Genomic DNA, 14387 nt, shown 5'->3' with positions numbered 1-14387 from the left:
CGTGTCTGAGGAGCTCACCCCGGAGAACCCGGAGACCGAAGAGACCGAGCCGGTCAAGCAGCGGAAGAACGGCCTGTACCCGGGCGTCTCCGATGAGCTCGCCGCGAACATGAAGTCCGGCTGGGCCGACACCGAGCTGCACGGTCTGGAGCCGATCGCCCAGGCCGGCCACACCGCCGACCGCCGTGCCGCGCTCTCGGCGCGCTTCCCCGGCGAGCGGCTGGTCATCCCGGCCGGCCGGCTCAAGACGCGGTCCAACGACACCGAGTACGCCTTCCGCGCCTCCACCGAGTACGCGTACCTGACCGGTGACCAGACCCAGGACGGCGTTCTCGTCCTGGAGCCGAAGGGCGAGGGCCACGAGGCGACCGTCTACCTGCTGCCGCGCTCCGACCGTGAGAACGGCGAGTTCTGGCTCGACGGGCAGGGCGAGCTCTGGGTCGGCCGCCGCCACTCCCTCACCGAGGCGGGGACCCTGCTGGGCATCCCGGCGAAGGACGTCCGCGAGCTGCCCGCCGCGCTGTCCGAGGCCACCGGTCCGGTGCGTAACGTCCGCGGTCACGACGCGGGCATCGAAGCCGCGCTGACCGACAAGGTCACCGCGGAGCGCGACGAGGAGCTGCGGGTCTTCCTCTCCGAGGCGCGCCTGGTCAAGGACGCGTTCGAGATCGCCGAGCTGGCGAAGGCCTGCGACATCACCGCGCGCGGCTTCGAGGACGTCGTGAAGGTCCTCGACAAGGCCGAGGCGACGAGCGAGCGCTACATCGAGGGAACGTTCTTCCTCCGCGCCCGCATCGAGGGCAACGACATCGGCTACGGCTCGATCTGCGCCGCGGGCCCGCACGCCACCACCCTGCACTGGGTGCGCAACGACGGCGCGGTGCGCTCCGGCGAACTGCTGCTGCTCGACGCCGGTGTGGAGACCAACGACCTCTACACCGCCGACGTGACCCGCACCCTTCCCATCGACGGCACGTTCACGCCGCTGCAGCGGAAGATCTACGACGCGGTGTACGAGGCGCAGGAGGCCGGCATCGCCGCGGTGAAGCCCGGCGCGGAGTTCCGCGACTTCCACGACGCCGCGCAGCGCGTGCTCACCGAGAAGCTGGTCGAGTGGGGCCTGCTCGGCGACCTCTCCGTGGACAAGGTCCTGGAGCTGGGTCTCCAGCGCCGCTGGACCCTGCACGGCACCGGCCACATGCTCGGCATGGACGTCCACGACTGCGCCGCCGCGCGGACCGAGTCGTACGTCAACGGAACGCTGGAGCCCGGCGTGTGCCTCACCGTCGAGCCCGGTCTCTACTTCCAGGCCGACGACCTGACCGTGCCCGCGGAGTACCGCGGCATCGGCGTCCGGATCGAGGACGACATCCTCGTCACCGAGGACGGCAACCGGAACCTCTCGGACAAGCTGCCCCGGCAGGCCGACGAGGTCGAGGCGTGGATGGCCCGGCTCAAGGGCTGATCGACCCCGTTCCACACGCCGGAGGGCGCCCCGCTCAGGACGCCATGAGCAGGGCGCCCTCCCGCCATTTCAGGACCTTGTCGAAGCTGACCACCGCGCCGCCCTGCCCCGGCCTGTTGCCGAAGTGGACGTGATCGGCGAGCTGCTCGATCAGACAGAGCCCCCGCCCGTCCTCGGCGGTGAGCGGCGGGTACTCGGCGTACTGCGGTCCGTGCGGCTGCTTGGACCCGGGCAGCGGAACCGCTTCGTCCGGCTGTGCGGCGGTGCGAAGCACGCGCCTGGCGGGGAAGCCCGGTCCCGAATCGGCGACTTCGATACGGCACTTCTCGCCGTCCAGATACGCGGTGACCCGGTACTGCCCGCAGGCCGTACCGGACGGCTCCTCCCAGGCGTCCCAAGCGTCCCAGTCGTTCAGGACATCGCCCGCGTCACCGTGCGCCCCGCCGTGCTCGACGGCGTTCGCGCAGGCCTCGCTCAGGGCGAGCGACAGGTCGAAGGAGATGTCCGGGTCCACGCCCGCGGATTCCATCGTGCCCAGCAGGAACCGACGGGCGAGCGGAACGCTCGCAGCTTCGCGCCGCAAATGGAGTGACCACCAGATGCTCATGCTCCAGCCTCCTGGCTGCGGCTCGACATACCGATACGTATTGCCGCCCGAGGCCGTTCGTAAGCACGGACGGGATGTGAGACCGCTCATTCGGCGGATACCCGCGCTCGCCACACGTGTGCATCCCCGGCCCACAGAACCGTTCTGCCCCGTCAGTAACCAGTCCGAACAGGCCCGCGCGCGGGCATTCGGGCGGAAGGTGACCTTCCGGACCTGCCGTACGGAGGGCGGGGCCTCAGTGCGATGATGTCCCGGCCATGACTACGTCTGTGGGACGCGCCGGAGCCGGTATGCGGCTGCTGAGGGCCGCGGTGTTCGCCGCGGTCTGTGTCGCGTTGTCCGCTGCCGGGCACACCATGGCCGCCTGTGCGACCGTCCCCTGGTGGACGCTGCTCGCCGGATTCCTCGGAATCCTCGCGGTGGCCGTCCCGCTCGCCGGCCGCGAGCGCTCACTGCCGTCCATCGCCGCGGCCCTGGCCGGCGGACAGGTCGCCCTCCACACGTTGTTCGGCGTGGGGACGCACACCGCCGCGCCCCAGGCCACGGCTGGCGGTGACGACGCCCTGGTCCGGTTCGCGGCGAGCCTCGTCTGCGGTGCCGGGCCCGGTCAGCTCAACGCGGCCGACGCCCACCGCATCGTCACCACCGCGGGCATCGACCCGCAGTCGGTGGCCGACCAGGCTCACCAGCACATGGCGGCCGCCTCCTCCGCGACGGCCGGCGGCACCGTCGCCGACGTCGTCGGAATGCTGCCGACCCTGCCCATGCTGCTCGGCCACCTGCTGGCCGCGCTCACCGCGGGCTGGCTGCTGCGGCGCGGCGAGATCGCCCTGTTCCGTATCGCCCGGCTGTCGGCCCACGGCGCCCAGCAGGTGGCGGCCGGGGCCCGGCTGCGGGCGCTGCGGGCCGCGCTCGTCCTCGTGGCCGCCCTGCGCGCCGGGCTTCCCGGCGGGCCGACGACCGGGCCGTGCACCCCCCGTACCGCCGTGGACGCGCCGTCGCCGGTCACCGGGGATCCGCTGCAGCACATGGTGATCAGGCGCGGGCCGCCTCCCGTACTCACCCTCGCAGCCTGACGCGACGCCCTCCACGCAAGAACGGAAGCGGTGTCGCGATGCCGTCGCGCACCCGCGCGCCGGAGCACCCTTCCTTCGTGCATCCGTGGAGTGATCCCTGCCATGAACATTTCCCGCATCGCCCTCGCCGGCGGCGTCGCCGCGTCCACCGTGCTGATCCTCGCCGGTACGGCCTCCGCCCATGTCAGCGTCCAGCCGCAGGGCGAGGCCGCCAAGGGCGGTTACGCCGTCATCAACTTCAAGGTCCCCAACGAGCGCGACGACGCCTCGACGACCAAGCTCGAGGTCAACTTCCCCACCGACCACCCGCTGGCGTCCGTCATGCCGCAGCCCGTACCCGGCTGGAAGATCGACGTCACCAAGAGCAAGCTGGCCAAGCCGCTCGACATGCACGGCAAGAAGATCAACGAGGCCGTCTCCAAGGTCACCTGGACCGCGGACGGCGGCAAGATCGAGCCCGGCCGCTTCCAGCAGTTCCCGCTCTCCGTCGGCCAGCTCCCCGAGGACGCCGACCAGCTGGTCTTCAAGGCCATCCAGACGTACGACAACAAGGAGGTCGTGCGCTGGATCGAGGAGCCGAAGGACGGGGCGGAGGAGCCCGAGAGCCCCGCTCCCGTACTCAAGCTGACGGCGGCCGCCGACGACGCGCACGGTGCCACCGCCGCCTCCGGTTCCGGCGCCGCCGACAAGGACGCCGCCGCGAAGGACAAGCAGACGACGGCTTCCGCGTCGTCCTCCTCCAGTGACACCACCGCCCGTGTCCTCGGCATCGTCGGCATCGTCATCGGCGTCGCGGGCGTCGCCTTCGGCGTCCTGGCCGGCCGTCGCCGCACCGCCTGATCACCCCTGGCCCCACCCGTAATACCGACCCATCAGGAAACAGTGCTCCATGGTTAAGAAGTCTGTGCTGGCCGCGGCGCTCGTCGCCGCGGCCGCGCTCACCCTGTCCGCCTGCGGCGGCAGTGACAACGACAGCAAGAAGCCCATCGCCGACGTGTCGGTGGAGGCGAAGACCCAGGCCGCGACGGTGCTGGACCAGCCGTTCACCAAGCCGAACCTCGTCCTGACCGACACGCACGGCAAGAAGTACGACCTGCGCGAGAAGACCAAGGGCAAGCCGACGCTCATCTACTTCGGCTACACGAACTGCCCCGACGTCTGCCCGCTCATCATGAGCAACATCGCCGTCGCCAAGAAGTCCCTCCCCAAGGCCGACCAGGAGAAGCTCCAGGTCGTCTTCGTCACCACCGACCCGGAGCGGGACACCCCGTCCTCGCTTGGCAGCTGGCTCAAGTCCCAGGACCCGTCCTTCATCGGTCTCACCGGCGACTTCCCGACCATCCAGGCGGGCGCCCGGCAGATCGGCATCGGGATCGACGCACCGAAGAAGGAGAAGGACGGCACGATCGTCTCGATGCACGGTTCCCAGGTCATCGCCTTCTCCCCGAAGACCGACCAGGGGTACGTGCTGTACAGCGAGGACACCACGCCCGACGACTACACCAAGGACCTCCCCAAGATCGTCAAGGGGGAGAACCCGTGAACCGCCGCACCACCCTCGCCGGCGTCCTGACCCTCTCCACGGGTCTGACGCTGGCGGGGTGCTCCACCTCGGACAGCACACCGGAACTGAAGGTCATCGGCGCGTTCATGCCGCAGCCCGTCAGCGACATGGCGGCCGGCTTCCTCGTCGTGAAGAACAACGGCGGCAGCTCGGACCGGCTCACCTCGGTCACCAGTCCGCTGTCGGACGACGTCACGATCCACGAGACGAAGAACCAGGTCATGCGCATGGTGACGTCCTTCGACGTACCCGCGGGCGGTGAGCTGGACCTGGAACGCGGTGGAAACCACATCATGTTCGCGAAGCTCAAGCAGCAGCCCAAGCAGGGCCAGAAGGTGTCCGTGGAACTGCACTTCGAGAAGGCCGGCCCCATCAGGGTCGACCTTCCCGTGAAGGAGACCACCCACAACCCGAAGAAGCAGTGAGGGACTGACCGACCATGACAGCCACCGCCCCGCCCTTCGGGCCGGCCCCGTCCATATCCGCACCCGCCCGGCGGCGGCCGCTCGCCGTCGCCGGGCTCCTCGCCGCGCTGGCCGGCGTGGTGTTCGGTCTGCTGCTGGCCGTCGCGGGCCCCGCGTCGGCGCACGCCGCGCTGACCGGGAGCGATCCGCAGGACGGGGCGGTGGTCGCCACCGCACCCAAGGAGGTCACGCTCACCTTCTCCGAACAGGTCGCCATGGGCGAGGGCTCCATCCGGATCCTCGACCCGGACGGCAAGCGCGCCGACACTGAGAAGGCCCCGAGCGACCTGACCGCAGGCTCCACCGTGAAGTACGGCGTCTCCCTGCACACCGGGCTGCCCGACGGTACGTACACCGTCGCCTGGCAGGCGGTCTCCGCCGACAGCCATCCGGTGTCCGGCGCCTTCACCTTCTCCATCGGCGCGCCCTCGGAGACCACGGTCGCCCTCCCGGACAACGAGGCCGGCGGCGGCCTCGTCGGCACGCTCTACGGCATCGCCCGCTACGCCGCGTACGCCGGATTCATCGTGCTCGCCGGCGGTGCCGCCTTCGTGCTGGCCTGCTGGCAGCGCGGGGCGGGCGCGCGCCCGCTGCAGCGCCTCGTCGTCCGCGGCTGGATGACCCTCACCACCGCGACGATCGCCATGCTGCTGCTGCGCAGCCCGTACACCGGTTCCGGGAAGCTCGGCGACGCCTTCGACCTCGACGGTCTGAAGGCGGTCCTCGACACCAAGCCGGGCGCCGCGCTCGTCTCGCGGCTGCTGCTGCTCGGCGCCAGTGCGCTGTTCATCGCGGTGCTGTTCGGGGCGTACGCGAAGCGCGAGGACGAACGCGAGAAGAAGGACCTCACCTTCGGCCTCTCCCTCGGCGGTGCGGTCATCGCCGCCGGAATCGCCGGAACCTGGGCGCTGGCCGAGCATGCGTCGACCGGTATCCAGCCGGGCATCGCCATGCCCGTCGACGTGCTCCATCTGCTGGCCGTCGCGGCCTGGCTGGGCGGACTCTCCGCCCTGCTGGTCGCGCTGTACCGCACCCCCGACATCACCGCCGCCGCCGTGCGGCGCTTCTCCCGCATCGCGTTCACCAGCGTGCTCGTGCTCACCGCGACCGGGATCTACCAGTCCTGGCGCCAGGTCGGCTCCTGGTCCGCGCTGACCGGGACCGGGTACGGGCAGCTGCTGCTCGTGAAGGTGGGGCTCGTCGCCGTCCTCGTCGGGATCGCCGGGATCTCCCGCAGGTGGACCGCCCGGCTGGCGACGGGCGGAAGCACGGAAGAGGCCACCGAGTCCGCCACGGCCGAGACGGAGAGCACGGCCAGTGAGGAAGAGGAGAGGGAGGCGGCGGAGGTCACGGCACCCGCGGCCCCGCACTCCGCCGGTGCCGAGGACCCCGCGCGCACCGCCCAGCTCGCCCGGCAGCAGGCCGCCGTGGCGACCGCGCAGAAGAAGCGGATACGGGACGCCGACCCCGACCGGTCCGGCCTGCGCCGCTCCGTGCTCGCCGAGGTCGGCGTCGCGGTGGCGCTGCTGGCGGTCACCACCATCCTGACCTCGACCGAGCCCGGCCGTACCGAGGAGGAGGCGGCGCGCTCGTCCACGCCGGCCGCCGCACCCGCGGCGAGCGGCCCCGTCAACCTCACGCTGCCCTTCGACACGGGCGGCAAGAACGGTAAGGGCACGGTCCGCATGGACCTGGACCCCGGACGCACCGGAACCAACGTGGTGCACCTCTGGATCGACGGCATCGACGGAAAGGCCATGGACGTCCCCGAGGTGAAGCTCGCCTTCACCCTGAAGTCCAAGGACATCGGGCCCCTGCCCGCCGTACCCGTCCGGCTGACCGAGGGCCACTGGACGTCCACCGGCGTCCAGATCCCGATCGCCGGCGACTGGAACGTCGCGGTGACCGTGCGGACCTCGGACATCGACCAGACCACCGTCGACAAGAACGTGAAGATCGGCTGAGCAGGACCGTGAGCGGAAAAAGCAGAAGCACCACAAGGACCGGCGGAAAGCCGTCGGTCGGCACGGGCAGCAAGCCCGCTGCCGACGCCCCGGCGGCGGGCACGATCTCCCGGCGGCGCCTCCTGGGCACCGCCGGCGCGGCCGGGGCGACCGGTCTCGTGCTCGGTGCGGCCGGTGGCGCCACCGGCTATGCCGCGGCCCAGGACGAGGCGCCGGCCGCGCTGACCTCCGTCGGCTCCACCGAGGTGATGTTTCACGGGAAACATCAACCGGGGATCACCACTCCGCTTCAGGCCCGTGGCCACCTCATCGCCTTCGACCTGGCCCCCGGGGCCGGCCGGAAGGAGGCGGCGGCCCTGATGCGCCGCTGGTCGGCCGCGGCACAGCGGCTGATGGCCGGTGAATCCACCGGCGGCGCGGCGGACGGTACGGGGCACGACACCGGCATCGCGCTGGACGCCGGGCCGTCCTCGCTGACCGTCACCTTCGGCTTCGGCGCCACCTTCTTCACGCGCACGGGACTGACGGACCACCGCCCGCCGGCACTCGACCCGCTGCCGCCGTTCTCGGCCGACCATCTCGACGCCCGCCGCTCCAACGGCGATCTCTGGGTGCAGATCGGCGCCGACGACGCGCTCGTCGCCTTCCACGCCCTGCGGGCCGTGCAGAAGGAGGCCGGCTCGACGGCCACCGTGCGCTGGCAGATGAACGGCTTCAACCGCACCCCCGGAGCCACCGCGAAGCCGATGACCGCCCGCAATCTGATGGGCCAGATCGACGGCACCGGAAACCCGAAGCCGGCCGACGGCGACTTCGACCGGCGCATCTTCGTCCCGTCCGGCGACGCCGCGTACGAGTGGCTGGCGGGCGGCTCGTACGCGGTGGTCCGGCGCATCAGGATGCTGCTCGACGACTGGGAGAAGCTCCCGGTGGAACGTCAGGAACGGGTCATCGGCCGGCGCAAGGCGGACGGCGCCCCGCTCAGCGGCGGCACCGAGACCACCGAGATGGACCTAGACAGGACGGGCGCCGACGGCAAGCTCCTGATCCCCGACAACGCGCACGCCCGGATCTCCTCGCCCGACCGCAACAGCGGTGCGGCGATGCTGCGGCGCCCGTTCTCGTACCACGACGGCATCGCCGCGGACGGCACTCCGGACGCCGGGCTGCTGTTCATCTGCTGGCAGGCGGATCCGCTGCGCGGCTTCGTGCCGGTGCAGCGGAAACTCGACCGCGGCGACGCCCTGTCGCCGTTCCTCCGCCACGAGGCGAGCGGACTGTTCGCGGTGCCGGGCGGTGCGGCGGACGGGGAGTACGTGGGACAGCGGCTGCTGGAGGCCTGAGCCGCGACGGGCACATTAGGGTGACGGTATGTCCGCCACGCGCTACGCCTATCTCGGCCCCGAGGGCACCTTCACCGAGGTCGCCCTCCGTACGCTCCCGGAAGCCGCCACCCGTGAACTCGTGCCGATGGTCTCCGTACCGGCGGCACTGGACGCGGTGCGCAACGGCACGGCTGCCGCGGCGCTCGTACCGATCGAGAACTCGGTCGAGGGCGGCATCACCACCACCCTCGACCAGCTGACCACCGGCGAACCGCTCATGATCTACCGCGAGGTGCTGCTCTCCATCACCTTCGCGCTGCTCGTGCGTCCCGGCACCAAGCTGTCCGACGTCAAGACGGTCACCGCTCACCCGGCCGCTCAGCCGCAGGTGCGCAACTGGATGGCGGCCCATCTCCCGCAGGCCGTATGGGAGTCGGCGGCGTCGAATGCGGACGGGGCCCGGCTGGTTCAGGAGGGGCGGTTCGACGCCGCCTTCGCCGGGGAGTTCGCGGCGGCCACCTACGGCCTGGAGCCGCTGGTGACGGAGATCCACGACGCGGAGAACGCGCAGACCCGCTTCGTGCTGGTGGGGCGGCCGGCCCGGCCGGCGGCACCGACCGGCGCCGACAAGACCTCGGTGGTCATCTGGCTCGGCGACGACCACCCCGGTGCGCTGCTCGAACTGCTCCAGGAGTTCGCGGTGCGCGGGGTGAACCTGATGCTGATCCAGTCCCGGCCGACGGGCGCGGGGATCGGCAACTACTGCTTCGCGGTGGACGCCGAAGGCCATATCTCCGACCGGCGGGTCGGCGAGGCGCTGATGGGGCTGAAGCGCATCTGTCCGAACGTGCGGTTCCTCGGCTCCTATCCGCGGGCCGGTGTGACGCCGGCGGAGGTACGGCCCCTGCGCGCGGGGACGTCGGACGTGGAGTTCGCCGAGGCCTCCGACTGGCTCACCCGGAGCCGGGACGGCCGGGCCTGACGGCTCGGGTTCCGCGTACTCCGGGTCCTTCGCGCCCCGGGCCCCCTGCACTGCGGTCCCGGGCCTCCACAGCCCCGTACAGCCGGTGCGATCAGCCGATTGTCCGTGCCGGGCAAGTTATCCACAGGCGCACGCCTCGACCTGGGGACAAGTCGACACCGCAACGCGACATGGTCGACAAATCTGCCCACTCCGCTCAGATCAGTCCACAGGTCGGCGGGTCGCCCCTTGTCAGCTCAATTCCATTGATCAACTCTTTAGGGCGAGGAATTCCCACCCGAACGAGCGTGTGATGGGGGTTTGAACCGTGAATCCACAAGCCTTGATGCGGCTTTCGGAATGATCTCCTCCATGTCCACAGGTCTTCCTCACAGCCTGTGGATAACCCACCCGGACCGGTCACTCCTGTGGACAAGCGGCAGCCAACTCCCCTTGCGATCAAGGCTGATGCGTCAAGATCCATAGCCCTTCTGCCCCATTTAGGGGAAAAGGATCTCTTTTCTTGACGATGCCGCCCCGTGCCACGCCGCACCATCCGCAGATTCCGTTCCCAGCATTACCAATACCGGCAATTCGGGCAAACTGACACGCTTGGCGATATCGGTTCGAGCGGGGGAAGCCGACACCGGTAGCCTGGAGGGGTGATTGACCTTCGCCTGCTTCGTGAGGACCCCGACCGTGTTCGCGCCTCCCAGCGCGCCCGTGGAGAGGACGTCGCACTCGTCGACGCCCTGCTCTCCGCCGACGAACGGCGCAGGTCGTCCGGGGTCCGGTTCGACGAACTCCGTTCCGAGCAGAAAACGCTCGGCAAGCTCATCTCCAAGGCCTCCCCCGAGGAGCGCGCCGAACTCCTGAAGAAGGCCGAGCAGCTGAAGGCCGACGTCAAGACGGCCGACGCGGCGCAGGACGAGGCCGACGAGGAGGCCAAGGGCCTGCTGCTGCGGCTCGGCAACATCGTCCACACGGACGTGCCGGTCGGCGGCGAGGAGGACTTCGTCGTCCTGGAGACGCACGGCACCATCCGCGACTTCGGTGCCGAGGGCTTCGAGCCCAAGGACCACCTGGAGCTCGGCGAGGCGCTCGGCGCGATCGACATGGAGCGCGGCGCCAAGGTGTCCGGCTCGCGCTTCTACTACCTGACGGGCGTCGGCGCCCTGCTGGAGCTCGCCCTCGTCAACGCGGCGATCGCCCAGGCCACCGAGGCGGGCTTCATCCCGATGCTCACCCCCGCGCTGGTCCGCCCGCGCGCCATGGAGGGCACCGGCTTCCTCGGCCAGGCCGCGGAGAACGTGTACCACCTGGAGAAGGACGACTACTACCTGGTCGGCACCTCCGAGGTCCCCCTCGCCGCGTACCACATGGACGAGATCATCGACGCGGAGAAGCTGCCGCTGCGCTACGCGGGCTTCTCGCCGTGCTTCCGCCGCGAGGCCGGTACGTACGGCAAGGACACCCGCGGCATCTTCCGCGTCCACCAGTTCGACAAGGTCGAGATGTTCTCGTACGTCGACCCGGCGGACGCCGAGGCCGAGCACCAGCGGCTCCTGGACTGGGAGAAGCAGTGGCTCACCGCCCTCGGACTGCCCTTCCAGGTGATCGACGTCGCCACCGGTGACCTGGGCGCCTCGGCCTCCAGGAAGTTCGACTGCGAGGCGTGGATCCCGACCCAGGGCAAGTACCGCGAGCTGACGTCCGCGTCCAACTGCGACGGCTTCCAGGCACGCCGCCTGTCCGTCCGGATGCGGGACACCCGCGACGGCAAGAAGGTCCTGAAGCCTCTCGCCACGCTGAACGGCACGCTGTGCGCCGTACCGCGGACGATCGTGGCGATCCTGGAGAACCACCAGCTGGCCGACGGTTCGGTACGGGTGCCCGAGGTGCTCCGTCCGTACCTGGGCGGGCGTGAGGTTCTGGAGCCGGTCGCCAAGTGACCTTTCCCTACAAGCTCGTCGCGACCGACCTCGACGGCACGCTGCTGCGTGACGACGACACGGTCTCCGGGCGCACGCGCGAGGCACTGGCCGCGGTCACCGCGGCCGGTGCGGCGCACATCATCGTCACCGGCCGCGCCGTCCCGTGGACCCGGCACATCCTGGACGACCTGGGCTACGAGGGCCTCGCGGTCTGCGGCCAGGGCGCGCAGGTCTACCACGCGGGCGAGCACAAGCTGCTGACGTCACTGACGCTGGACCGGCAGCTGGCCGGTCTCGCGCTGTCCAAGGTCGAGGCCGAGGTCGGTCCGCTGGCGCTGGCCGCGAGCCGCGACGGGCTCGACGGCGAGGTGCTGGTCGGTCCCGGCTACCGCGTGCAGGAGGGCCCGCTGCCGGCCGTCCGCATCGAGGACCCGGCCGAGATGTGGTCCGCCCCGCTGAACAAGGTCTACATACAGCACCCGGAGCTGGACGACGACGCGCTGGCGAAGGCCGCACGGGCGGCGGTCGGGAATCTGGTGGACGTGGTCATGGCGGGCCCGGGGGTCGTGGAGATCCTCCCGCTGGGGCTCAGCAAGGCCACCGGCCTCTCGCTGGCCGCGCGCCGGCTGGGTGTGAAGGCGGCGGACACGATCGCCTTCGGTGACATGCCGAACGACATCCCGATGTTCGCGTGGGCCCGGCACGGTGTGGCGATGGCCAACGCGCACGAGGACCTGAAGGCCGTGGCCCACGAGATCACCGCGTCGAACGAGAACGACGGCATCGCGGTGGTACTGGAGCAGCTGCTCTAGCGTCGGGACCGGTGGCTGTCGGCTCTGATGAGCGACAGGTCCGACGGACGCCGGCGGCTGGTTTTCCCTGGGCGGAGGATGCGCGGATCGAACGCGCGCGGGGTTCGGGCCCCGACGACGGCTTAGCAAGCCGCTGCCTTACCACTCGGCCAATCCTCCGGGAGGGCGGCCGCGCGCGATGCGCAGGAACGGCCGCCCGGGCGTGCTGCTCGGAGCGGCGCGGCGGGGCAGTCGCTCGACTACTCCGGTGCCGGCTCGGGCACGCCCTGCTGGGAGCTCGACGGACTCGGACTCTCGGTCATCGCCGCGCTCCTCTCCCGGTCCGTGGTGCCGCGTTCGCGGCAGGTGCCGCACTGACTTCGTGGTGCCGGCCGCGGCATCTGCCGCACTGACCACTGTGCCGCGTCCCTGTGGGCCGGTGCCACCCAATTACGGGTGGCGCCGGCCCACGGGCCTTCTCAGCGGCTCCTGTTGCGGCGGCTCAGGTCCTTGAGGCTGCGCGCGAGCTCGTCCATGCGCCCGTCGAGCCGGCCGATGACCTCGGTCACCCCGCCCAGCCGCACACTCATGGCGCCGACCACCTGATGCGTGACCTCGAGCCGCCGGTCGAGGCTGTCCAGCCGGTGCGACATCCGGCTGAGCACGGGCCCGAGCTCCTGCAGCGCGGTGCCTACGCCGGCCAGGCAGCTTTCGACCCGGGTGACGCGGTGTTCGAGCGAGGTGTACCCGGCGCGCAGGTCCTGCTCCGCGTCGAGGAGATACGTACGCACGCATCGTGCGATGTCGCTGTCGCGAAGAAGCATGGCGACGTTGAGGACGGTCCTGCGGGTGTAGAGGCGGAGCTGCGTCGCCGCCTGTGGATAACTTTCCGCCCCTTCACCACCCCATAGCGACAGCATGTCGCTATGGAAGGTTCGCAGGTCGGAGCCCCGGAGTACCCGCATCCCGTTCTGCGCGAGCTCGTCCTGATGGCGGTCCGTCAGCCTCCTGACCGCACCTGTGGATACTTCGAAGTACCGGGCCACGTCCTCGGTGCGAACGTGAACTCCGTCCGGGAGCATGACAAGGCTCTTCACCTTGTCCAGGGCGTCGACGCGCCCCATCTGTTCGACGCGCAGCGCGCGTGATTCGAGCAGGGCGACTTCCGTGGGCATGAGCATGCCTTCCGCTGAGGGAATCCGATGCCGGACCGCCCCGGTACCGGACGGTCCACGCTGGGCAGGACAGCCCTCTCCCCGGGCTTCAGGGGGCGGAGGACGCTCACGGTTGCCACTCACTCAATGACCGGCCGACGGGTGATTCCCGCCGGATCGGCTATCCCGATTTCACGAAAGCTACGACGCCACAGATTCCAGTTGCCTCCACGCATGAGGAACAACGAACCGATAACCGTACAGTTACGCGTAAGACTGTCCGACATACGGCAACCACCGCCCAGCGGACGGGGGTTGCCGTACGTCACGAGCCGCCTGCGCTCACTCCTCGCCGGCGAGCTTCAGCGTCCGCAGCTTCTGGCCCGCGTACCAGGTCGCCACCACGGTGACCGCGACCAGCAGGACCGTCGCGGCCGGCAGTCCGACGTCGGAGGTGATCGCGCCGCCCCCGCCCACCTTCTCCGCCACCGCGAGGGACCACTGCTGCACGCTGAGCGTGCGCGCACCGGGGACCAGACTGCCGAACAGGGCCTCCCACACCAGCGCGTAGACGAGTCCGAGGACCACCGCGTGCCGGCTGATCGTGCCCAGCAGCAGGAACAGCGCGCTGTAGGCGATCGAGGCGACCAGCGCGGCGATCGTGTACGCCACCGCGATCTGCTGGCCGTTGCCGTTGAGGATCAGACCGGCGATCAGGGTCGGGACCGCCGAGAAGACCATCGTCACCGCGATCGCCACGATCAGCTTGGTGAAGATGATCGTCGGCCTGGTCACCGGCTTGGACAGCAGGTAGACGATCGAACCGTCGTCGATCTCGGGGCCGATGGCGCCGGTCCCGGCGATCACACCGATCAGCGGCACCATGGTGGCGATGGCGAAACCGCCCAGCACGTCCGAGGCCACCTGGTCGTCGGCCCCCGCGAACATCCGTACCGCCACCGCGATGACGATCAGGAGCGCGGGCAGGACGAACAGGATGGCGGCCCGGCGCCGGCCGAGCAGGGCCCGGTAGGTGAGCCGGGCGACTGTGGGGTCGTACATGACGTCACAGCTCCTTTCAG

Annotated in this window: 13 protein-coding genes and 1 tRNA gene; 10 read left to right on the top strand and 4 right to left on the bottom strand. The window is 70.3% G+C overall.

Going from position 1 to position 14387, the window contains the following annotated elements; translation table 11 throughout:
- Nucleotide 1 precedes the first annotated feature (1 nt).
- Entirely contained in the window at nt 2-1465 is a 1464-nt protein-coding gene (locus OG408_RS20115) for an aminopeptidase P family protein (protein WP_326671146.1), read from the top strand.
- Between the two features lie 34 nt (nt 1466-1499).
- Here OG408_RS20115 and OG408_RS20110 read toward each other — a convergent pair whose 3' ends face one another.
- Nucleotides 1500-2072 (bottom strand): ATP-binding protein, encoded by a 573-nt coding sequence (locus tag OG408_RS20110; protein WP_266780461.1) that lies wholly within the window; start codon nt 2070-2072, stop codon nt 1500-1502.
- Nucleotides 2073-2329: 257 nt separating this feature from the next.
- On the opposite strand from OG408_RS20110, the gene OG408_RS20105 reads away from it, so the two are divergent.
- The 9 genes from OG408_RS20105 to OG408_RS20065 all read left to right on the top strand — a co-directional run bounded on the left by OG408_RS20105 (nt 2330) and on the right by OG408_RS20065 (nt 12172).
- Nucleotides 2330-3148: a hypothetical protein gene (locus OG408_RS20105; protein ID WP_266780460.1), complete on the top strand. Its 819-nt coding sequence runs from the start codon at nt 2330-2332 to the stop codon at nt 3146-3148.
- 102 nt (nt 3149-3250) lie between these two features.
- Nucleotides 3251-3988, top strand: a complete 738-nt coding sequence (locus tag OG408_RS20100) for a YcnI family copper-binding membrane protein (RefSeq protein WP_266780459.1) — start codon at nt 3251-3253, stop codon at nt 3986-3988.
- A gap of 49 nt (nt 3989-4037) precedes the next feature.
- Nucleotides 4038-4691 (top strand): SCO family protein, encoded by a 654-nt coding sequence (locus OG408_RS20095; protein WP_266780458.1) that lies wholly within the window; start codon nt 4038-4040, stop codon nt 4689-4691.
- Nucleotides 4688-5137 (top strand): copper chaperone PCu(A)C, encoded by a 450-nt coding sequence (locus OG408_RS20090; RefSeq protein WP_266780457.1) that lies wholly within the window; start codon nt 4688-4690, stop codon nt 5135-5137. Before OG408_RS20095 ends, OG408_RS20090 begins: the two co-directional genes overlap by 4 nt.
- A 14-nt stretch (nt 5138-5151) precedes the next feature.
- A complete protein-coding gene (locus OG408_RS20085; RefSeq protein ID WP_326671143.1) occupies nt 5152-7140 on the top strand; it encodes a copper resistance CopC/CopD family protein in 1989 nt (662 codons plus the stop codon).
- Nucleotides 7141-7148: 8 nt separating this feature from the next.
- Nucleotides 7149-8483: an iron uptake transporter deferrochelatase/peroxidase subunit gene (efeB, locus tag OG408_RS20080; protein ID WP_442806046.1), complete on the top strand. Its 1335-nt coding sequence runs from the start codon at nt 7149-7151 to the stop codon at nt 8481-8483.
- 28 nt (nt 8484-8511) lie between these two features.
- Nucleotides 8512-9447 (top strand): prephenate dehydratase, encoded by a 936-nt coding sequence (gene pheA / locus OG408_RS20075; protein ID WP_266780455.1) that lies wholly within the window; start codon nt 8512-8514, stop codon nt 9445-9447.
- A gap of 641 nt (nt 9448-10088) precedes the next feature.
- Nucleotides 10089-11378: a serine--tRNA ligase gene (gene serS / locus OG408_RS20070; protein WP_266780454.1), complete on the top strand. Its 1290-nt coding sequence runs from the start codon at nt 10089-10091 to the stop codon at nt 11376-11378.
- Nucleotides 11375-12172: an HAD family hydrolase gene (locus OG408_RS20065; protein ID WP_266780453.1), complete on the top strand. Its 798-nt coding sequence runs from the start codon at nt 11375-11377 to the stop codon at nt 12170-12172. Before serS ends, OG408_RS20065 begins: the two co-directional genes overlap by 4 nt.
- A gap of 72 nt (nt 12173-12244) precedes the next feature.
- Here OG408_RS20065 and OG408_RS20060 read toward each other — a convergent pair.
- The 3 genes from OG408_RS20060 to OG408_RS20050 all read right to left on the bottom strand — a co-directional run bounded on the left by OG408_RS20060 (nt 12245) and on the right by OG408_RS20050 (nt 14367).
- Nucleotides 12245-12331 (bottom strand) — tRNA-Ser (locus OG408_RS20060).
- A 299-nt stretch (nt 12332-12630) separates the two neighbouring features.
- Entirely contained in the window at nt 12631-13326 is a 696-nt protein-coding gene (locus tag OG408_RS20055) for a hypothetical protein (RefSeq protein WP_326671141.1), read from the bottom strand.
- A gap of 321 nt (nt 13327-13647) precedes the next feature.
- Entirely contained in the window at nt 13648-14367 is a 720-nt protein-coding gene (locus OG408_RS20050) for an ABC transporter permease (RefSeq protein ID WP_266780451.1), read from the bottom strand.
- Nucleotides 14368-14387 lie beyond the last annotated feature (20 nt).

The sequence above is a fragment of the Streptomyces sp. NBC_01257 genome (assembly GCF_035917255.1).
Lineage (GTDB): Bacteria > Actinomycetota > Actinomycetes > Streptomycetales > Streptomycetaceae > Streptomyces.
Note: the sequence above shows the minus strand (reverse complement) of the source record. Positions and strands in the feature narration are given on the sequence as shown.

Bases quoted from the DNA above. Each gene is read 5' to 3' on its own strand.
- OG408_RS20110 (WP_266780461.1), bottom strand. From the start codon at position 2,072: ATGAGCATCTGGTGGTCACTCCATTTGCGGCGCGAAGCTGCGAGCGTT.
- OG408_RS20105 (WP_266780460.1), top strand. From the start codon at position 2,330: ATGACTACGTCTGTGGGACGCGCCGGAGCCGGTATGCGGCTGCTGAGG.
- OG408_RS20100 (WP_266780459.1), top strand. From the start codon at position 3,251: ATGAACATTTCCCGCATCGCCCTCGCCGGCGGCGTCGCCGCGTCCACC.
- OG408_RS20095 (WP_266780458.1), top strand. From the start codon at position 4,038: ATGGTTAAGAAGTCTGTGCTGGCCGCGGCGCTCGTCGCCGCGGCCGCG.
- OG408_RS20085 (WP_326671143.1), top strand. From the start codon at position 5,152: ATGACAGCCACCGCCCCGCCCTTCGGGCCGGCCCCGTCCATATCCGCA.
- pheA (WP_266780455.1), top strand. From the start codon at position 8,512: ATGTCCGCCACGCGCTACGCCTATCTCGGCCCCGAGGGCACCTTCACC.
- OG408_RS20055 (WP_326671141.1), bottom strand. From the start codon at position 13,326: ATGCCCACGGAAGTCGCCCTGCTCGAATCACGCGCGCTGCGCGTCGAA.
- OG408_RS20050 (WP_266780451.1), bottom strand. From the start codon at position 14,367: ATGTACGACCCCACAGTCGCCCGGCTCACCTACCGGGCCCTGCTCGGC.